Source organism: Mesorhizobium opportunistum WSM2075 (genome assembly GCF_000176035.2).
Lineage (GTDB): Bacteria > Pseudomonadota > Alphaproteobacteria > Rhizobiales > Rhizobiaceae > Mesorhizobium > Mesorhizobium opportunistum.
This window is the reverse complement of sequence record NC_015675.1, coordinates 673,058-692,669: the sequence shown is the minus strand read 5'-3', so window position 1 is coordinate 692,669 and position 19,612 is coordinate 673,058. Positions and strand designations below refer to the sequence as shown.

17 protein-coding genes, 1 tRNA gene and 2 pseudogenes are annotated in these 19,612 nt (G+C 62.9%); 10 read left to right on the top strand and 10 right to left on the bottom strand.

Annotation, left to right across the window (positions count from 1 at the left end):
• The first annotated feature begins 179 nt into the window (after positions 1 to 179).
• Positions 180 to 1,612 (top strand): annotated as a pseudogene (locus MESOP_RS03245) (DUF4396 domain-containing protein).
• 174 nt (positions 1,613 to 1,786) lie between these two features.
• Here the strand turns inward: MESOP_RS03245 and MESOP_RS03240 are convergent.
• The 5 genes and pseudogenes from MESOP_RS03240 to MESOP_RS03220 form a co-directional block, all read right to left on the bottom strand.
• Positions 1,787 to 2,704, bottom strand: coding sequence for an NADP-dependent oxidoreductase (locus tag MESOP_RS03240; protein ID WP_013891891.1), 918 nt, complete (start codon positions 2,702 to 2,704; stop codon positions 1,787 to 1,789).
• A 40-nt stretch (positions 2,705 to 2,744) separates the two neighbouring features.
• Positions 2,745 to 3,103: pseudogene (locus tag MESOP_RS03235) on the bottom strand (nitroreductase family protein); the annotation flags it as partial.
• A 109-nt stretch (positions 3,104 to 3,212) separates the two neighbouring features.
• A complete protein-coding gene (locus tag MESOP_RS03230; RefSeq protein WP_013891890.1) occupies positions 3,213 to 4,190 on the bottom strand; it encodes an AraC family transcriptional regulator in 978 nt (325 codons plus the stop codon).
• Positions 4,191 to 4,410: 220 nt separating this feature from the next.
• A tRNA-Arg gene (locus MESOP_RS03225) sits at positions 4,411 to 4,487 on the bottom strand.
• Positions 4,488 to 4,763: 276 nt separating this feature from the next.
• Complete coding sequence (locus MESOP_RS03220; RefSeq protein WP_013891889.1) at positions 4,764 to 6,251, bottom strand: ATP-binding protein; 1,488 nt, start codon at positions 6,249 to 6,251, stop codon at positions 4,764 to 4,766.
• Between the two features lie 279 nt (positions 6,252 to 6,530).
• Between MESOP_RS03220 and rpmH the strand changes: the two genes are divergently transcribed.
• From rpmH to MESOP_RS03200, 4 genes are all read left to right on the top strand, one after another.
• The gene (gene rpmH, locus MESOP_RS03215; RefSeq protein WP_008833937.1) at positions 6,531 to 6,665 is read left to right on the top strand and encodes a 50S ribosomal protein L34; all 135 of its coding nucleotides are present in this window, start codon (positions 6,531 to 6,533) and stop codon (positions 6,663 to 6,665) included.
• Between the two features lie 14 nt (positions 6,666 to 6,679).
• Entirely contained in the window at positions 6,680 to 7,033 is a 354-nt protein-coding gene (gene rnpA / locus MESOP_RS03210) for a ribonuclease P protein component (RefSeq protein ID WP_013891888.1), read from the top strand.
• Positions 7,034 to 7,047: 14 nt separating this feature from the next.
• The gene (yidC, locus tag MESOP_RS03205; RefSeq protein ID WP_013891887.1) at positions 7,048 to 8,859 is read left to right on the top strand and encodes a membrane protein insertase YidC; all 1,812 of its coding nucleotides are present in this window, start codon (positions 7,048 to 7,050) and stop codon (positions 8,857 to 8,859) included.
• Positions 8,860 to 9,083: 224 nt separating this feature from the next.
• Positions 9,084 to 9,644, top strand: a complete 561-nt coding sequence (locus MESOP_RS03200; RefSeq protein ID WP_013891886.1) for a fasciclin domain-containing protein — start codon at positions 9,084 to 9,086, stop codon at positions 9,642 to 9,644.
• A gap of 336 nt (positions 9,645 to 9,980) precedes the next feature.
• Here MESOP_RS03200 and MESOP_RS03195 read toward each other — a convergent pair whose 3' ends face one another.
• The 3 genes from MESOP_RS03195 to MESOP_RS03185 are packed head-to-tail and all read right to left on the bottom strand — an operon-like array spanning position 9,981 to position 13,297.
• Positions 9,981 to 11,528: a DHA2 family efflux MFS transporter permease subunit gene (locus tag MESOP_RS03195; RefSeq protein ID WP_013891885.1), complete on the bottom strand. Its 1,548-nt coding sequence runs from the start codon at positions 11,526 to 11,528 to the stop codon at positions 9,981 to 9,983.
• Positions 11,525 to 12,826: an HlyD family secretion protein gene (locus MESOP_RS03190; protein ID WP_013891884.1), complete on the bottom strand. Its 1,302-nt coding sequence runs from the start codon at positions 12,824 to 12,826 to the stop codon at positions 11,525 to 11,527. The genes MESOP_RS03195 and MESOP_RS03190 overlap by 4 nt, the downstream gene beginning before the upstream one ends.
• 6 nt (positions 12,827 to 12,832) lie before the next feature.
• Positions 12,833 to 13,297 (bottom strand): MarR family winged helix-turn-helix transcriptional regulator, encoded by a 465-nt coding sequence (locus MESOP_RS03185; protein WP_013891883.1) that lies wholly within the window; start codon positions 13,295 to 13,297, stop codon positions 12,833 to 12,835.
• A 176-nt stretch (positions 13,298 to 13,473) separates the two neighbouring features.
• Between MESOP_RS03185 and MESOP_RS03180 the strand changes: the two genes are divergently transcribed.
• The 3 genes from MESOP_RS03180 to yihA all read left to right on the top strand — a co-directional run bounded on the left by MESOP_RS03180 (position 13,474) and on the right by yihA (position 15,207).
• Positions 13,474 to 13,788 (top strand): hypothetical protein, encoded by a 315-nt coding sequence (locus MESOP_RS03180; protein WP_013891882.1) that lies wholly within the window; start codon positions 13,474 to 13,476, stop codon positions 13,786 to 13,788.
• A 124-nt stretch (positions 13,789 to 13,912) separates the two neighbouring features.
• Positions 13,913 to 14,551, top strand: a complete 639-nt coding sequence (locus tag MESOP_RS03175; protein ID WP_041163976.1) for a CatB-related O-acetyltransferase — start codon at positions 13,913 to 13,915, stop codon at positions 14,549 to 14,551.
• Entirely contained in the window at positions 14,548 to 15,207 is a 660-nt protein-coding gene (yihA, locus tag MESOP_RS03170; RefSeq protein ID WP_013891880.1) for a ribosome biogenesis GTP-binding protein YihA/YsxC, read from the top strand. Before MESOP_RS03175 ends, yihA begins: the two co-directional genes overlap by 4 nt.
• 12 nt (positions 15,208 to 15,219) lie before the next feature.
• Here the strand turns inward: yihA and MESOP_RS03165 are convergent, their stop codons facing one another.
• Positions 15,220 to 15,954 (bottom strand): TetR/AcrR family transcriptional regulator, encoded by a 735-nt coding sequence (locus MESOP_RS03165; RefSeq protein WP_013891879.1) that lies wholly within the window; start codon positions 15,952 to 15,954, stop codon positions 15,220 to 15,222.
• A 132-nt stretch (positions 15,955 to 16,086) separates the two neighbouring features.
• Here MESOP_RS03165 and MESOP_RS03160 point away from each other — a divergent pair, with 132 nt between their 5' ends.
• On the top strand, positions 16,087 to 17,274 hold the full coding sequence (locus MESOP_RS03160; RefSeq protein ID WP_013891878.1) for an HlyD family secretion protein: 1,188 nt from the start codon (positions 16,087 to 16,089) through the stop codon (positions 17,272 to 17,274).
• 73 nt (positions 17,275 to 17,347) lie between these two features.
• A complete protein-coding gene (locus MESOP_RS03155) occupies positions 17,348 to 18,937 on the top strand; it encodes a DHA2 family efflux MFS transporter permease subunit (protein WP_013891877.1) in 1,590 nt (529 codons plus the stop codon).
• Between the two features lie 123 nt (positions 18,938 to 19,060).
• Here MESOP_RS03155 and msrB read toward each other — a convergent pair whose 3' ends face one another.
• Positions 19,061 to 19,564, bottom strand: coding sequence for a peptide-methionine (R)-S-oxide reductase MsrB (gene msrB / locus MESOP_RS03150; RefSeq protein WP_013891876.1), 504 nt, complete (start codon positions 19,562 to 19,564; stop codon positions 19,061 to 19,063).
• Positions 19,565 to 19,612: the final 48 nt, after the last annotated feature.

The following is a 19,612-nucleotide window of genomic DNA, read 5'->3' as shown; positions in this document are numbered from 1 at the left end:
GGGAAAGGGCCTCACCATACGACTTGCCGACGCTAAACGTTCCAGTGGCGGGAAGGTCAAGCGCGATCGACGCTTCGGCGTTGGAATTTGCAGCCGATGGATCGCAATGGCTTCGGCCGCGTTCACCCCAATGGCTGGTACAACCTGCCGTTTCATCGACAAGCGCGAGAAGCCCGACCATGCTCATCCAACCGATCGACTATTTTCTTGTCGCCTGGTTCACGCTCGCCCTGGCCTCGACCCTCTATGTCGGCTTCGACCAGTACCGCAACAATCCCGAGCCGGTGGTGATGAAATGGGGCTTCATCCTGGTGACGCTCTATATGGGTCCGCTCGGCCTGCTGCTCTATGTACTTGCCGACAAGGAGCCGCGACCCGGCGAGCACGAGGCCTTCACCCGCACGCTTTGGAAGCAGGGTGTCGGCTCGACCATCCATTGCGTCGCCGGCGATGCGACCGGCATCATTCTGGCCGCCGTCATCACGGCGGCACTCGGCCTGCCGATGTGGCTCGATCTCATCGTCGAATATCTCGCCGGCTTTGCCTTCGGTCTGTTCATCTTCCAGTCGCTGTTCATGAAGTCGATGATGGGTGGCAGCTATTGGGAGAATGTGAGGAAGAGCTTCCTGCCGGAATTCATCTCGATGAATTTCATGATGGCCGGCATGGCACCGGTCATGAGCTTCCTCATGATGGGCCGTGACATGCGCGCCATGGAGCCAACGGAGCTGCTGTTTTGGGGCGTGATGTCGATCGGCGTCATATCCGGCTTCGCGCTTGCCTATCCCGCCAATGTCTGGCTGGTCGCGCGCGGCCTGAAGCATGGCCTGATGACCGAGCGCCCAAATCAGGGCGCGGCTGGCGGGCACGAGCATCACCAGAAGGGACACAAATCGGCTTCCGGCAAGGGCAGCGCCGGCCATGGCATGCGCTCGGACGCCACCACTCCGCAAATTGCCGCGCTCGGCGTGGTGTCGGCGATCGCGTTGGCGCTTGGCATGGCCGCGCCGGCGAACTGGCTGAACCTGACATTATCGGCCCGCGATGTCGGCGGTGTGATCATGCCGCAAGGCATGATCATGGATCGCGACACGCCGGCGGACGCCATGCGCGATATGGCGGCGACCTCGCCGCGGCTCGTCACCGCTTCCCCGCCGACGAAGTGGCGGCGGACCATGACTATGTCATCGAACTCCAAGAGTGGCTGGTGCGGGAGGGGCTGACCTACCCGTCGATGCCGATGGATGGCGGCATGCCCAACTTCTTCACCATCAACGGCAAGGCCTATCCTTCGACCGACACGATCCGCATGAAGGTCGGCGAGACGCTCAAGGTGCGTTTCATCGGCACCAACAACGGCTTCATCCACCCGATGCACATCCATGGTGGACCGTTCGAGGTGGTCGCCCGGGACGGCGAGACTATCCCTCCCGCCGCACGCTTCCTTGCCGATACCATCAATGTCGGGCCCGGCCAGCGCTACGACGTGGTCTGGAGGGCGCAACGCCCCGGCAAATGGTTGATTCATTGCCATATCCCGCACCACACGACGAACAACAATGTCGAGGACAAGGGCGGCGGCGGACTGATGACCGTCATCGAGGTGAGCTGACGGGGGCTAACCGTAAGTCACAGATCGCCTCGGCCATGCCGCGATTTTTGGCGCCGCTCGAAAGGATCTTCGATGGGCCAGTCGTAGCCGCGTCGTCATATCGCTCAGCGCGACCCGTTGAGATGCGCAGACCATAGTCGAGGAGAGAGGGGCCGCCCTCCCTCCCCAAAGTTCCTAGGGACGAACGCGGACAACCGTCTTTCCCGCACGCCGCTCGGTCGAGTTGAAGGTGGCGACGGCGTCATCCAGGCTCGAGACCTTGCCGATATTCGTCCGCAGTCGTCCGTTCCGGATGCGCTGAACGATCTCCCAGAGCTGGCCTCGATCAGCCTCGACGACGAAGTCAACCGTCAGGCCATCTGCAGGTCGAATATCCGTCGGTCCGACGACTGTCACAAGCGTTCCTCCGGCCCGAATCAGGGCTGCAGACCGCTTCTGGATATCGCCGCCGATGACGTCGAACACCAGATCGACGCCGCCAACCTCCTCTAGTTTGTCGTTGTCGAGATCGACGAATTCATTCGCGCCGAAGTCGAGCGCCTTCTGGCGGTCGGCGGCGCGTCCGGTGCCGATGACATAGGCCCCGGCCTCCCTTGCAAGCTGCGTCACCATCGAACCGACGGCACCGGCCGCGCCGTGCGCGAGCACGCTTTGCCCCGCCTGAAGGCGGCCATGCTGGAACAGCCCCTGCCACGCGGTCAGGCCGGAGATCGGCAGGCTCGCACCCACCGTGAAGTCGACGTCGCCGGGCAGCGGCGCGAGATTGCGTGCCTCCATGGCGACATACTCGGCGAGCGTGCCGTCGCGATGCCAGTCGGCGAGGCCGAACACTCGTTGACCGATTGACAGTCCCGTGGTGCCGTAGCCGAGCGCAGTGACCACACCGGCTAGCTCATGGCCGAGGATCGATGGCGTCCGGTCACGGAAGGCTCGATCGGCCCAGGTCGAAGGCCACTCCAGTTCGGTGTTGACGAATCCCGCCGCATGAACCTCAACCACGACATCGTTTATTGCCGCCTGCGGCTCGGGCCGCTGCACCAGCTTCATGCCGGCCGTTCCTGCAGCCTGATCCGTCGCTACGATCGCTTTCATGGGAATTGTCTCCTCAGTGAGTTGTTGGTTCGGGGTAATTTATCGCTCTGGTTCCGGCCAGCCTACCGGTGATGATGAAGGTCACGGCCGCGTCGGTGATCGCGGACTGATTCCAGGCGATCGGACGCAGCCGTGCCTTGGCTTCCGGCGAGCGTACGGCGATGAAGCGCCAGTTCTGCAGGTGGAAGGATGTCGGCGCGGACGTACCGATGCGCACCAGATCGCGGATTTGATCAGTAAGCATTGCAGTGGGGTCGTAGTACTTGGCGGCACTGCGGCTCAGGATGTTTCGATGACGACGTTCGTCGCGAAAGTGTTTTCGCTCTTCCCGGTCTCCCGGAAGATTTCGGCGGCTACACGGGTCGCTGGTCCGGTGGTGGCGCGGCTGATGCAGTTCATTGGATGGCTCCCTTATCAAGTGATTGCGGAGCCTAATCTACGGGGGCGAGTGAGAATTGCGAGACTGAATTAGCTCAGTATAATGCGCAAAAGGATCATGATGGGCTTTTCAGATCCCAGGTCGCGCGTCTTGCTCGCCATTGTGCGCCAGTCGCCGCCATTCCCCCGGTGTCATCCCCATCCTCTCGGCAAACACACGCCGAAATGCCGAAACGGATTGATACCCGACCGTCTCGGCCACGGCCTCGGTGCTGATCGCTGGCTTCTTCAACTCGTTGGCGGCCAGACTCATGCGGAGATCGGTCAACAAATCGAGGGCGGAGCAACCTAGCCTGTCCCGAAAGTGCCTCATGAATGTGGCCCGCGACATGCCGCACATGCCCGCTAAATCAGGCAGTTTCCAAGACCGCGCTGGGTCGGCGAACATCGCCGCAATTGCTGGTGCCAACCGCGGATGACCGGCCAAGGCCAACAAGCCTTCGGGCGCTTTCTCGGCTTCGCTCGCCGAGCGCAGTACCAAGGTGAATAGGGCCGAAGAAAGTGCGTCGAGAATAGCCCGTCCTCCCGCTCTGTCTCCGGCGGACTCCATTCGCATCAGCCTCACCAGGCTGGCCAGTTGGTTGGAAGCGGAGCCGATGCTCTCGTCCCCATGGCCGTCCATAGACCGCGCCACAAGATTCGTGGGCAGGTAGTTACGGATCAATCGATCATGGGGTGGCGCGACGAAAAACCGCCCACACAGCAGATCGAGTTGCTCACCCTGGCCATCGTTCTCGCTCAACATCCATCCGGCAGAGCCTACGCTTTCGTGTGTACGGATGGGCGTTTGGCCGCTGCCGTCATGCAGCACATGCGCCGCACCGTGCGGCAGCAGAACGATGTCTCCGCTCTGCAGCTCCCTTGCTGTTCTCGTCTCCGGATCCTCTAAAATGGCCCTGCCCTTGACGATGACGTGGTAAGGGATCTCGTTCGCCGCTGCCCGGCCCCAGGTAACACGCCACGGCGCACCGTAGGCGCAGCGGACCTCGAGCTGGCCGGTAACGGTGATCATTTGCAAGAGATGGCTGAGCCAGTCCACTTCAGACATTGGACCTCGAAAACCGGAAATGGTGAAACATCCTATCGCAATTGTGCATCGGTTCTACTTGTCGACCACGTTTCCAAACCTGGCTTTCATACCGGGCCTAGATCGTGAGCGAGCCACCGAGCGCCCCATGACCGGAACAAGGGGCCTGTATCCCGTCGCGCAAAACCGTTTCAGATTGCCGATTTGAAACGGCGCAATTTGGTTAAGTCCTTGAGATAAATGGCGCGCCCGAAGAGATTCGAACTCCTGACCCCCAGATTCGTAGTCTGGTGCTCTATCCAGCTGAGCTACGGGCGCGCATCAGGCCGTGTTTTCAACGACCCAGCGATCCGATCCTGAGGACCGGCCGCGAATGTGTGCAGTTCCCTAGCGACTGAATTTGCGAAAAGCAAGTCGATCCGGCAAAAGTTTTGTCGCAGGCATGTCATCTGGCGATCGCGGCTCGGATCCCGACGCTCGAGGCAGCCGCGAAGTCGGTGCGATTCCGGGCTGGACGGAAAGTCTCGGGGAAGATCAGGGAAAGTGTCGGGCTCGAAAGGCAAGCGCCCCCCGGGGAAGGCAGTGCGGAAGACCTCAGGCCGGGCGACGCAGGCTGCCGCGGGCCTGGTCGAGCCGCACCGGCTGGTCGGGGATGGTGACCGAGAATGTCGTGCGTCCGCCGATCGACTCCACCAGTTCCACCGTGCCGCCATGCGCCCGGATCAGTTCGTGCGCGATGGCCAGGCCGAGCCCGGTGCCGCCGCTGCGCGCCGAGCCGCGGAACGCCGCGAACAGGTTCTCGCGCGCCTTCGGCGGCAGGCCGGGGCCGGTGTCGGTGACGACGATGCGGCTGACGCTGCCCATGCGTTCGGCCGAAACCGCCAGCCGGCGCACCACCGCGCTCTCGGTGTCCGCCGCCATCGCCTGCACCGAATTGCGGCAAAGATTGGTGAGCACCCGGAACAACTGGTCCGAATCGGCGTCCACCTCGAACGCCGCCTCGACGGCGTTGATGAACTCGATCCCCTGTCCGATGTCGAGCAGACCGTGCACGTCCTCGACCAGCTGGTACAGCCGCACCCTGCGGCGCGAAGGCGGCGGCTCTTGCGTGCGGCCATAAGCCAGCACGCCTTCGGAATAGGAGACGGCACGGTCGAGCGCGCGCAAAAGCTTCGGCGCGAAGGCCTGCACGGTTGGGTCCCTGACCTGGCGCAGGCGATCCGACATCAGCTGCGCCGAAGCCAGGATGTTGCGCATGTCATGGTTGATCTTCGACACGGCAAGGCCTAGGTCGGCAAGGTGCTTCTGCTCGGAGAGCATCTTTTGCAGCCGCTCCTGCATCTGCGACAGCTCGCGTTCGGCAACGCCGATCTCATCGGCGCGGGCGGCGGGGCGGATGATGCGCCCGGGATCGTCCGGAGCCTCGGAGAAGGACAGCATCGAGCGCGTCATGGTGCGGATCGGCCCGATCATGATCAGGTCGATGGCGGCGTAGACCAGCATGGCCGTGAACAGCGAGATCAGCAGCGAGACGAAAGCGACATTGCGCGAATATCTCAGCATCGCGTGGCGCAGGCTGTAGTCCGGCATGATCAGCTCGAATTCCTTGTCGCTGTCGCCGACCGGTCCGAAAACGCGAAGCATCCGGTCGCCGCCGAAGAACAGCGTGTCCAGCGCGCCGGTCATACCCTTGACCATGCCGACGCTGGCGAGGTCGATGTGCTCGTCCACCTGCGGCGGCATGTCGGCCACCACCAGGAGCCGCGAGACGCCGCCATCGCGCACCGCGATCGCCTTGGCGCCGATCGCCATCAGCACGTCGTTCTGGGCCGTACGCGACAGCGAGGTCGACTCGCCTTGCACCAGCACGATCGAGACGGCCGCGGCCGTGCTCAGCCGCTCCTTGAGCCAGTTCAGCCGGTAGCTGGCGATCCAGGGCAGGAAGATGAGCACTTCGGCCAGCAGCACGAAAACGATGGTCAAAAGCAGCAGTTTCGTCGACAGGCCGCGCGACAAAGGAACCGTGCGGACGGCGGCTGGCGCTGTTCCGGTCCCTTCTCCCGCTTGCGTGGCTTCGCTCATGTAACCCTGTCTTCACAATCACTTGATCGGCCAAGATTAGGCGATTAAGGCATTTTTGCCAATTTTATCCTTTGGTCGGAACATTAAATCGCCGTCATAAAGCCTGCGTCCTTGGCGCGGCGACCCGGATTGACTTCCAAAACCCTTCTTTCTATAAGCCCGCTCACGCTCGGGCCATTCGTCCCGGCGCGGTTTCGATCGCGCCAAAGCCGGCCCGGCAAAGCTCCTGTTACAGAGTGACAGAATCAAGAAGGGCCGCACCCCGCGGTATTAAAACAAATGAAGCGTACCTACCAACCGTCCAAACTCGTCCGCAAACGTCGGCACGGCTTTCGTGCCCGCATGGCCACCAAGGGTGGTCGTGGCGTCGTCGCAGCTCGCCGCAACCGCGGCCGCAAGCGGCTCAGCGCCTAAGCGAGACGAGATCGTTGCCCGCAACCGGCAAGCCAGTGGGGGTCAATCCCAAGCGGCTTCTGAAACGAGCGGAATTCCTGGCCGTCCGCCGTGGTGAAAAGCGCCGCGGGCGGTTTTTCCTCGTCGAGGTCCTCGACCGCGGCGACGGCGGCGTGCCGCGTGTCGGCTTCACCGTCACCAAGAAGGTCGGCAACGCTGTTGTGCGCAACCGCGTCAGGCGGCGGCTGAAAGAAGCCGTCCGCGTCCATGCCGCAGATGACATGATGCCCGGCAATGACTATGTCATCGTCGGGCGCGACGATGCGCTGCGCGCCCCGTTCGGCCAGTTGAAGGCCGAACTCTCCCGCCGACTTCGCGGAACACGATAGGCCAAGGGCTCTCGATGGAAAACAACCGGAACTTCTTCATCACCATCGCGCTGTCGGTGCTGATCCTGACTTTGTGGCAGGTTTTCTACATGAACCCGCGCGTCGAGCAGCAGCGCGAGGCGGCCAAGATCGAGCAGCAGCGCGTGGAGGAGCAGAAGAAGGCGGCCGAGGCCACCAATCCAGGTGCTGCGACACCGGCGCCGGCGCCGGGCACCATTCCCAACGCGCCCGGCGGCGACGCCGTCACCGCGGCCGGCCGTGATCAGGCGCTGGCCGCTTCGAAGCGCGTCAAGATCGATACGCCGAGCCTCGAGGGCTCGATCAACCTGACCGGCGCACGCCTCGACGACCTCAAGCTCAAGCACTACACCGAGACCGTCGACAAGAATTCGCCCGAGATCGAACTGCTCAACCCGCAGGCGCTGCCGACCGGCTACTTCGCCGAGATAGGCTTCGTCGGCAACGACAAGACCGGCGCGGTGCCGGGTTCGGACACGGTGTGGAGCGTGGAAGGCAATCCGACGCTGAGCCCGTCGACGCCGGTGACGCTTACCTACACCAACGACAAGGGCCTGACCTTCAAGCGCGTCTTCTCGGTCGACGCCAACTACATGTTCACGGTCACGGACACGGTGCAGAATTCTGGCGCCAGCGCGGTTTCGCTGTTCAATTACGGCCGCGTCACGCGCTACGACAAGCCGGCCGTCGCCAGCACCTATGTGCTGCATGAAGGCCTGATCGGCGTTACCGGCACCGAGGGCCTGGCCGAATACAAATACGCCAAGATCGAATCCGAAAAGCAGGTCACTCCGGGCAAGTCGACCGATGGCTGGCTCGGCATCACCGACAAATACTGGGCCGTCACGCTGGTGCCGACCGAGAAGCAGCCGTTCCAGCCGCGCTATGCCTTTTTCGAGGATGGCCGGCACCGCTACCAGTCCGACTTCCTCACCGATGCAATCAATGTCGATGCCGGCCAGTCCGCGACGGTCGAGACGGAGATCTTCGCCGGCGCCAAGGAAGTGGCCAAGATTAACGCCTACGAGGCGGACCGTCACATTCGCCAGTTCAACCTGGTGATCGACTGGGGCTGGTTCTATTTCATCACCAAGCCGATGTTCTGGCTGATCGACACGCTCTACAAATTCTTCGGCAATTTCGGCCTGGCGATCCTCGCCACCACCGTCATCGTCAAGGCGCTGTTTTTCCCGCTTGCCAACAAGTCCTACGCGTCGATGGCGAACATGAAGAAGGTGCAGCCCAAGATGCTCGAGATCCGCGAGAAATACGCGGACGACAAGATGAAGCAGCAGCAGGCTATGATGGAGCTGTACAAGACCGAGAAGATCAATCCGCTCGCCGGCTGCTGGCCGGTGGCGCTGCAGATCCCGGTCTTCTTCTCGCTCTACAAGGTGCTCTACATCACCATCGAGATGCGCCACGCGCCGTTCTTCGGCTGGATCCAGGATTTGGCCGCACCCGATCCGACCTCGATCTTCAACCTGTTCGGCCTCGTGCCGGTCACGCTGCCGCACATGCTGATGATCGGCGTCTGGCCGCTGATCATGGGCGTCACCATGTTCCTGCAGATGCGCATGAACCCGACGCCGCCGGATCCGACGCAGGCCGCGATCTTTACCTGGATGCCGGTCATCTTCACCTTCATGATGGCGGGTTTCCCGGCGGGTCTCGTCATCTACTGGGCCTGGAACAACACGCTGTCGATCCTCCAGCAGGGCCTGATCATGAAGCGCCAGGGTGCCAAGATCGAGCTGTGGGACAATCTGGTCGCGCTGTTCCGGAAGAAACCGTCGCCGGCTGAGTAGCCGGCCATCTTCCTACAAAAGGCGGAGTAGCCGGCCTTCTTCCTACAAAAGGCTGAATAGAAGATCTCTTCTCGAAAAGCCCGGTTCGTCCGGGCTTTTTCTTTGGGTGAATATCTGTTCACGTTCCCGTGATCGGCGAAACTGCAAGCGGTCGCGGGGCGTGACTGCGTGTGCATTTCCAAAGGCTATCAATTCCGATCAGCCCTCACCCGGAGGAAGACCACATGCGCTTGCCCTCATTCAGGATCATCGCCCTTTCCGCACTCGTCGCTGGCGCGGCAATTGCCGCCCCGGCCTATGCCAAGAACCCGACAGTCGGCGGCGCGCCGATGTACGCCACCAAGAACATCGTCGAGAACGCCGTCAACTCGAAGGATCACACCACTCTGGTCGCCGCCGTCAAAGCGGCCGGCCTTGTCGACACGCTGCAGGGCGCCGGCCCATTCACCGTCTTCGCGCCCACCAACGAAGCCTTCGCCGCGCTGCCGGCCGGCACGGTCGAAACGCTGCTCAAGCCCGAGAACAAGGACCAACTCACCAAGGTGCTCACCGCGCATGTCGTGGCCGGCAAGATCTCCGGCAAGGACATGATGGCCAAGGCCAAGGCGATGGGCGGCAAATATGAGATGAAGACCGTCTCGGGCGACACGCTCACCGCCGAGGTCAAGAAGGGCAAGCTCTACATCATGGATGAGTCCGGCGGGGAGGCCAAGGTGACGATCGCCGACGTCAACCAGTCGAACGGCGTCATTGATGTCGTCAACAAGGTGCTGTTGCCGAAGTAACGGCTTCCGGCAAAGGGGATCAGGCAGGTCCGTTGGGGCTTTCTCGGGCCTGCCGCCCCCACCTCATGACGAGGTGCCATGTTTATTGGGAAGCCATATCGGCAATGGGCCGGGGTCCTGCAGTCCCTCGCAGGGCTCCGGTTTCTTTTAAGAGCAATTCCAGGAAAAGTGTGACACGGTTTTCCCGGGAAAAGCGCGTAGCGCTTTCCCTTGGGAATTGCGTAACAACAAAGAGATAGAGCGGTTCGCCGTTTCCGTGAAACGGTGAAATGCTCTAGCGCGCGTCGGGCAGCTATCCGGTCCGGCTTCTCCCGGAATCCTCCGCCGCAAAAAAGATCACTCCATGACGGCGCTGTGGTCGACCTTGGCCGGTGTCGCGGGCTTGCGCAGCAGGAGAACCAGCGGGATGGCGGCAAGCGACAGGATCATCATCAGCTTGAAGTCGTTCATATAGCTGATGATCGTCGCCTGCAGCGTCACCACGCCGTCCAGCGCCGCGCGGCCGGCCGCGCTGTAGGGGTTCATCGCCTGGAAGATCGCCGGATTGCCGAACGCCTGGTTGAAGGGCGTCACATAGGTGGCGATGTTGGCGTGGTTGATCTGCACGTTCTGCGTCAAGAGCGCGGTGACCACCGAGATGCCGACGCTGGAACCGATGTTTCGCGACAAATTGTACAAGCCCGTGCCTTCCGCGCGCCGCTCCGGCGCCAGCGTGGCAAAGGTGATGGTGGTCAGCGGCACGAACAGGAAGCCAAGCCCGGCGCCCTGGACGAACCCGGTGCTGACGATTGTCCATTGCGAGACCTCGGGCGTCCAGCCGGTCATGTCGTACATCGCCCAGGCGGTGATCAGCAGGCCGATCAGCAGCAGCCAGCGCGTATCGACCTTGCCAATCAGTTTGCCGACCAGGAACATGCACGCCATGGTGCCGAGGCCACGCGGCCCCATGACGATGCCGGCGGTCACCACCGGATAGCCCATCAGCGTCTGCAGATAGGGCGTCATCAGCGCCAGCGAGGCCAGGTAGGTGATGCCGATGATGAAGATGAAGATCATGCCGACGGCGAAATTCCTGTCGAGAAACAGCCGCGGGTTCACGAAGGTGTTTTTGGCGGTGAAGGTGTGGACGAGGAAGATGTAGAAGGCCGACGCGCAGATCAACGCCTCGACGATGATCTCGGATGACGAGAACCAGTTGAGCTGCTCGCCGCGATCGAGAAACATCTGCAGCGCGGCAATGGTTACGCTGAGCATGCCGAAGCCCAGCCAGTCCAGCCTGGCCTTGATGTCCAGCTTGGTTTCCTGGACGAACATCGACACGCCCGCGAAAGCCAGCGCACCGATCGGCACGTTGATGTAGAACACCCAGCGCCAGGAAACATTCTCGGTCAGCCAGCCGCCGATGACCGGCCCCAGAACCGGTCCGACCATCACCGAGACGCCGAACAGCGCCATCGCCGAGCCGCGCTCCTCGACGCTGTAGATGTCGAGCAGGATGCTCTGCGACAGCGGCACCAGCGCCGCGCCGAACAGGCCCTGCAGCAGGCGGAAGCCAACGATCTGCGGCAGCGACTGCGCGAAGCCGCACAGCACCGAGGCGACCACGAAGCCGGTGATCGAGGTCAAAAGGATGCGCTTGCGGCCGAAGCGGTTGGCAAGGTAGCCCGAGGGCGGCGTCATCACGGCGGCCGCCACGATGTAGGAGGTTAGCACCCAGTTGATCTGGTCGGCGCTCGCCGAAACGCTGCCCTGTATATAGGGCAGCGCGACATTGGCGATGGTCGTGTCCAGCGCCTGCATGATGACGGCCAGGATGACGCAGGCGGTGATGGCGCCGCGATTGGCGACCACCGCTGTGGCACCTGTCGCGGACGCGCTGGTCATGACTTTTGTCCGAACCGGCCGATGAGGTCGGTGACGAAGTCCGGCAGCCCGCGCGCATGGCCTGTGTCGATGCCGACCACGACGCTCATTCCGCCACGCAGCGGCGGCTTGCCCTGGGGATCGTCCACCGTCACGCGCATCGGGATGCGCTGCACGACCTTGACCCAGTTGCCGGTGGTGTTCTGCGCCGGCAGCAGCGAGAAGCTCGACGACGAGGCGGGGCTGATCGAGGCCACCCTGCCGTGCCACACGGCGCCTGGATAGGTGTCGACGCTGATCGTCGCCGTCTGTCCCGGCCGCACATAGGTCAGCTCGGTCTCCTTCGGCTCCGCCTCGATCCACAGGTCCGTCTGCGAAATCAGGCTGAAGGCCGGCTGCGAAGCCGGCAGGTACTTTCCGACCTGCAGCGCGTCGACATTGGTGACGACACCGTCGAACGGCGCCTTGACGACGGAATCGGCGAGGTTGCGCTGGGCGTCGTCCACGCCCGACTGGGCCTGCAGATAGAAGGGGTTCTTCTCCACGGGCTGGTTGGCGTCGCCGCCAAGCTGGGCAAGCGTCGCCTGTGCCTGCGCCTTGGCGACGGACACTTTCTGGCGCGCGGCGACGAGGTCGTGCTGGGCGCTGTCGAAACTTGCCTTGGAGGCGGTCGAGGTCTTGAGCAGGTCCTGTTGGCGCTGGAAGGCGGACTCGTAATAGGGAATGTCGGCCTGCGCCTGCTCGATCAGCGACAGCGATTGCTGGTAGCTTGCCTGCAGGGTCAGCACCTGGTTGCGCACGGTTCCGAGCTGGGCCTGGGCGGCGGCGAGAGCGGTCTCGAAGGAGGCCGGCCTCAGGCGGTACAGCACGTCGCCCTTCTTCACCGTCTGGTTCTCGTGCACATCGATCTCCTGCACCGTGCCGGAGACGTCGGTGGACACGCCGAGCGACTGGGCCTGGATGTAGGCGTTGTCGGTCGTCATCACCTGGCCGCCGGTGACGTAGTAATAGCCGCCGACAACCAGCGCGACGGGAAGCAAGCCAAACAGGATCGGCCGCGTCAGGCCGCGCTTGGGCCTTGTCGGGGCCGGGGCCGGAGGCGCCACGGCGGCGGGCGCTTGCCGGGGTTGCGGTTCCTTCGCCGGAGCCTCCAGGGTTGCCGGTTCTGGGGCCACGGGCGCGTCCAACTCGTCATTCTCGATGACGACATTGGCTCGCCTCTGCTCGCGCTCGCTGTCCAGCTGGATGATCTGGTCGCGTGAACGATCGGTGGAAGGCTCGCCTTCGGCAGGCTTCTTGGGTGCGGTCGATTCAGCCATGTGTTTTCAGCCATGTATTTTCTCCCGGTCGACGGCAGGCTGGGTGCAAGCCGCGAGCAGATTGGATTTGATCAAGCTTAGGGTTTGCAGCAGTTGCTGCTGTGCATCCGACGAAAGCCCGTCGAAGGCCTCGTCACGCGTCTTCTGGCCATTGGCGCGCATGATCTCGAGCAGCGGATGGGCCAGAGGGGTCAGATAAAGCAGCCATGCCCGGCGGTCGGCGGGGTTGGGCCGGCTCTCGATGAAACCGCGCGCCTCCATCTTGTCGAGCAGCCGGGCAAGCGTGATCGGCACGATCTCGATGAGGTCGGCGAGCCTGTTCTGGTGAATGCCTTCATGCAGCGACAGATAAGCCAGCACCTGCCATTGCGCCCGGGTCAGCCCCGACGTCCGCGAACGCTGCTCGAACCGCTTTCGAAGCGGGCGCGCAACATCGTGCAGCACGAAGCTGATATTGGGCGAGATTGGCATGGGGAGGAATTCGGGTCTGCGAGCAACTTTTCGTGAGCATGCTTATTATCATCATGCACATAATCCTGCTGGACCCGATGCACAAGACGGGTTAAGCCGCGAAAAGGAAAAATTGCATGGGCCACGACAGCGAGGAGGCGCTTGGCGGTGGGAATTTGCCGGCAAGGATTTGACGAATGAATTGGATCAAGATCGCGGCTGTCGCGGGCCTCCTGGTGTGCCCCGGCATCGCAGTTGCAAAGGAAGCGGTGAGCTGCGGCGGCGCCGCCATGCTGGGCGGCGCGCAGTTGAATTGCAGCCATGTCGAACCCAAGGCACCGCCGCAATTCTGCACGTTCAGCTGGGCTCTCCACACGATGGCGGGCGATCAGAAAGTCGTCGAAGGTACGTTTCTGCTGCCGCCGGGAGCATCGAATTTCACCGTCTATCAGGGCAGCGGTTTCGACAGCGCGCTGTCCAATCCGATCGTGATCTGCCGCGGCAACAAATGAACGTCGCGACCAAGGAAGGCTCGCTCTCGGCCGATTGATGCTATAGGGCGGATCACGTTATTTTGACCAGGCGCATCCCGGAGTCCGGATGCGCCGACCAATCACTTCCTCGACGGATCTCGACATGGACGGACCCAACCCCGGCATCAAGCACCCGATCCCGATGCATACGCGCGTCGGCTTCCTGAAGCCGCTGGTGAGCGCGCCGAACATCGAGATCGGCGACTTCACCTACTATGACGACCCCGACGGACCGGACAAATTCGCCGACAAATGCGTGCTGCACCATTATCCTTTCATTGGCGACAAGCTGATCATCGGCAAGTTCTGCGCCATTGCCGAAGGCGCGCGCTTCATCATGAACGGCGCCAACCATGCCATGTCCGGCTTTTCGACCTATCCGTTCAACATCTTCGGCCATGGCTGGGAAAACGGTTTTGACCCGGCGACATGGTCGAAGGAAGTGCGAGGCGACACCGTGGTCGGCAGCGACGTCTGGATCGGCATGGAGGCGGTGATCCTGCCGGGCGTGCAAGTCGGCCCTGGCGCCATCATTGCGGCGAAGTCCGTGGTGACGCACGATGTCCCGCCCTACGCCATCGTCGCCGGCAACGCGGCCAAGGTGGTGAAGATGCGGTTCGACGACAGGACGATCCGGCGGCTGCTGGCGGTGGCATGGTGGGACTGGCCGGTCGACAAGATCGGCCGCAACCTCGACGCCATCAGGGGCGCCGATATTTCTCTTCTGGAGGCAGCAGCTTGAACGCTTTGAACAGCACCACGATCGGCACCGACCTTTTCACGCGCGGCTGGATCTTCATCCGCGGCGTGCCGGCCATGAAGTTCCTGCCGCCGGAAGGGCCGCCGGAAATCGCCTTTGCCGGCCGCTCCAACGTCGGCAAGTCGTCGCTGATCAACGCGCTGGTCAACCAGAAGGGGCTGGCTCGCACCTCCAACACGCCGGGGCGCACGCAGGAACTCAACTATTTCGTGCCGGATGGATTTTCGGGCGAGGGCGCCGACCTGCCGCCAATGGCGCTGGTCGACATGCCGGGCTACGGCTACGCCACCGCGCCGAAGGAGAAGGTCGACGAGTGGACCAAGCTGGTCTTCGACTATCTCAAGGGCCGCGTCACGCTGAAGCGCGTCTATGTGCTGATCGACGCCCGCCACGGCATCAAGGCCAAGGACGACGAAGTGCTGTCGCTGCTCGACAAGGCTGCGGTGTCCTATCAGATCGTGCTGACCAAGACCGACAAGATCAAGGTCGCGGGCGTGCCGCGGCTGATCGAGGAGACGCTGGCCAAGATCAAGAAGCGTCCGGCGGCGTTTCCATTCGTCCTGGCGACGTCATCGGAAAAGGGTGAGGGTCTCGAGGAATTGCAGGCCGCCATCGTGCTTGCCGCCAATGGCGGGTGACGGGGTTTCCCGTCAGGACTTTGCCTCGAGGGCAATCATCTGGTGGCGTTCTTCCTCGGCCAGGCTTGCGGTGCCATAGGCCTTCAGGAACATATCGACGCCCGACCGGACGATGTGCTCGATCTCCTCCTGGCTCGGCGCCTTGACGCGGTAGGCGAAGATGCATTGCCGGAAAAGACCGGCAAGGCAAAGATCGGTGAACTGATAGGCGGCAAGGTCGACGTCGTCGATGCGCAGCAGGCCGCGCTCGATGGCGGCGTTCAAGAAGGCCACCATCCTGTCATGGCCGCGTTTGGGGCCGCGCTCGTAAAACCGCGCGCCCATGTCGGGTATCCTGTCGGAGGCGCCGATCACGGTGCGCTGCGCCTGGATGACCCTGGCCGAGGTGATCTTCATCGACAGCACCTTGCCGAACTTCACCAGCGTCTGGCGCAGATCGTCGGAACGGTCGAGCAGGTCGTACATGTTCTTGAATATGCTGCCGCGCTCTTCCTCGATCAGCGCCTCGAACAGCTCTTCCTTATTGGCGAAGTATACATAGATGGTGCCCTTCGACACGCCGGCTTCGCGCGTGATGTCGTTCATCGAGGCGGCCTCGAAGCCCTTGTCGATGAAAACGCGGCGGGCGCCGTCGATGATCTGGCTGCGCTTGACCGGGTCCTGTCCGGCGGCCGGGCGGCCGCGGCGCAGGCTGTCCAGCAGATCCTCGCATTTGTCGTTTTCGGCGTCGGGCGTTGTGTCGGCCATAAAAGTCACACCTCGAAAATAATTCGAACCAAGCGGTTCGATTGCCTCTTGATATGGTCCTCTTTACGCGCTATGTCAACGTCCATCGAACCGAACGGTTCAGTCTATTATAATCTTTCCTAGAGAGATGTCATGTCCTCAAACGCGCCATCCACCGCCGAAGTCCGTCCGTTCCCCAGCGCCAAGGTTGCGCCGGCGACGGAAGCACCGGAAATTCCTGTCCAGCCGGCCGCCGCGCCGCCGCCGGCGGAAGCCCCCGCAAAGAAGAAGCGTTCGGTGCGCTCCTTCCTGCTGCCGATTATCGGCGTTGCCCTGCTCGGCGCCGGCGCCTGGTATGGCTATGACTATTGGATGACCGGCCGTTTCATGATCTCGACCGACGACGCTTACGTCCAGGCCGACATGGCGTTCGTCTCGCCGAAGATTTCCGGCTATGTCGATCAGGTCAAGGTGAGCGAGAACCAGCTGGTCAAGGCCGGCGACCCGCTGCTGACGATCGATGACGGCGACTACAAAATAGCTGTCGCCCAGGCTGACGCGCAGATCGCCACGCTGTCGAAGACGCTCGACCGTATCGACGCGCAGACCAAGGCCGCGCAGGCTTCCCTGCAGCAGGCGCAGGCGCAGAAGGTCGCCGACCAGGCCGCGGCCAGCAATGCCGCCCGTGCCCAGCAGCGCGCCGCGCAGCTGGTCAAGACCCATGTCGGCACGCAGGCGCAATTGGACGACGCCCAGACTGCGCTCGACCAGGCCAATGCCGCGCTGGTCGGTGCCGACGCGCAGATCGCCGCCGCACAGGCCAATATCGGTGTGCTCGAAGCGCAGCGCGCCGAGTCGGCGAGCACGCTCGCCTCCTTGCAGCTCAGCCGCGACAAGGCCGCGCGCGATCTTTCCTTCACAGTGCTCAAGGCGCCCTATGACGGCGTCGTCGGCAACCGCTCCGTCGAGCAGGGCGACCTCGTCAGCCCCGGCCAGAAGCTTGCCGTCGTCGTGCCGATGGACAAGCTTTACATCGTCGCCAACTTCAAGGAGACCCAGCTTGCCCGGCTGGTTCCCGGCGAAAAGGTCAACATCTCGGTCGACGCCATCGACGGCCAGCCCATCCAGGGAACCGTTTCGTCGCTCGCTCCGGCCTCAGGCGCGGTCTTCTCGCTGTTGCCGCCGGAAAATGCCACCGGCAACTTCACCAAGGTCGTGCAGCGCGTCCCGGTCCGCATCGACGTCCCGGCCGATGCCCTGAAGACCGGCAAGCTGCGCGCTGGCTTGAGCGTTGTCGTCAACGTCGACAGCCGCACCGCACCTGCCGCGACGACCAACTAAGCGCTTTTCGGAGGGCGGCTCGGGGGCTGATTAAGCACTGAGCCGCCCGGCCTGCCTCAAGGAGGCCCATGCAATGGCAACCGCAACAATCACCGCAGGATCGGCACGGCCGTCCGTCCCTGACACCATTTCCACACGCCGCATCATTGCCTTCCTGGCGATGGTGTTCGGCATGTTCATGGCGATCCTGGACATCCAGATCGTCTCCGCCTCGCTGGCCGAGATCCAGGCGGGCTTGAGCGCCAGCTCCGATGAGATTCCGTGGGTGCAGACGGCCTATCTGATCGCCGAGGTGGTCATGATCCCGCTGTCGGGCTTCCTCAGCCGCATGCTCTCGACGCGCGTGCTGTTCACCATCGCGGCGGCCGGCTTCACCGCCGCCAGCGCGCTCGCCGCGACCGCCACCAACATCGACCAGATGATCGTCTACCGCGCCGTGCAGGGTTTCATCGGCGGTGGCATGATCCCGAGTGTCTTTGCCGCGGCCTTCACCATCTTCCCGCCCTCGCGCCGCGCCATCGTCTCGCCGATGATCGGCCTGGTGGCGACGCTGGCGCCGACCATCGGCCCGACCGTCGGCGGCTATATCAGCCATGCCTTTTCATGGCACTGGCTGTTCCTGGTCAATGTCGTGCCCGGCATTCTGGTGGCGACCGCCGCCTGGTCGCTGATCGACTTCGACAAGCCCAATCTCAAGCTGTTCAGCAAGTTCGACTGGTGGGGTCTTGCCGGCATGGCGGCGTTCCTCGGCTGCATGGAATATGTGCTCGAGGAAGGCCCCAACAACGACTGGCTGCAGGATCATGCCGTGTTCATCTGCGCCATAATCATGACCATCGGCGCGGTGGTCTTCTTCTGGCGCGTCTTCACCGCCGAGGAGCCGATCGTCGACCTCCGGGCCTTCAGCAACATCAACTTTGCTTTCGGCTCGCTGTTCTCCTTCGTCATCGGCATCGGCCTCTACGGGCTTACCTATCTCTATCCGGTCTTCCTCGGCCGCATCCGCGGCTACGATTCGATGATGATCGGTGAGGCGCTGTTCGTTAGCGGCCTGGCCATGTTCGTCACCGCGCCGATCTCCGGCATCCTGTCGAGCAAGATGGATTTGCGGCTGATGATGATGATCGGCTTCTTCGGCTTCGCCACCGGCACGTGGTGGATGACGCACCTGACCGCCGACTGGGATTTCTATGAGCTGCTGATCCCGCAGATCCTGCGCGGCTGTTCGATGATGCTGTGCATGGTGCCGATCAACAACATCGCGCTCGGCACCTTGCCGCCCGACCGGCTGAAGAATGCGTCCGGCCTGTTCAACCTGACGCGCAACCTCGGTGGTGCCGTCGGCCTTGCCCTCATCAACACCGTGCTGATCGACCGCAATGCCTTCCACTATGCAAGGCTGTCTGAGCACGTGCAGTGGGGCAGTGCGGCCGCGCAGACCAAGCTGCAGAACATGACGCTCAATTTCGAGCAGACCACCGGCCTCGATGCCGCCAGTGCGGCGATCTCCAAGCTGTCGGGCATGGTCCAGCAGCAGGCGGCACTTCTGTCCTTCATGGACGTGTTCTACATGCTGACGGTGCTGTTCGCGACGCTTGGCCTGTTCACCATGCTGATCAACAAGCCGGCCGCGCCCGGTGGCGGCGGAGGCGGCGGCCACTAAACAAAAATACCATACGTGGGCAGCGGTTTCGGGAAGCTCCTCCAGTCCACGCCCGAAAAGCTCTGACCGCGCGAAAAACTCCGGGCCGCAAAGCCCGGAGTTTTTCGTTTGAAGCAGAATCTGTCAGGCCGTGGCGGGCTTGAAGGTCAGCGCCACGCCGTTGATGCAATGGCGCAGGCCGGTCGGCGCCGGGCCGTCGTCGAAGACATGGCCGAGATGGCCGCCGCAGCGGCGGCAATGCACCTCGGTGCGGGTCATGCCCAGCGACCGGTCCTCGGTCTTGCCTATGCCATTGGCGATCTCCTGCCAGAAGCTCGGCCAGCCGGTGCCGGAATCGAATTTCGTCTCCGAGGGATAGACCGGCAGGTCGCAGCCGGCACAGGCGAATATGCCCTTGCGGTGCTCGTTGAGCAGCGGGCTGGTGCCCGGATATTCGGTGCCTTCCTTGCGCAGCACGTCGAAGGCGGCCGGCGACAGGATGGCCTTCCATTCGTCGTCGGTCTTGGTGACCTCGAACTTCTCGGCGGCTTGAGCTGCCTGCGGGCTGCCCATGCGCAGCAAGGTGGCTGCGGCCCCGACGACACCAACGGCAGCGACGCCGCTCAAAAGAAAGTCGCGACGGTTCATGACCAGTTCCTCCGATTGTCTATTTTGCCAAACTATGCCGCCACGCGA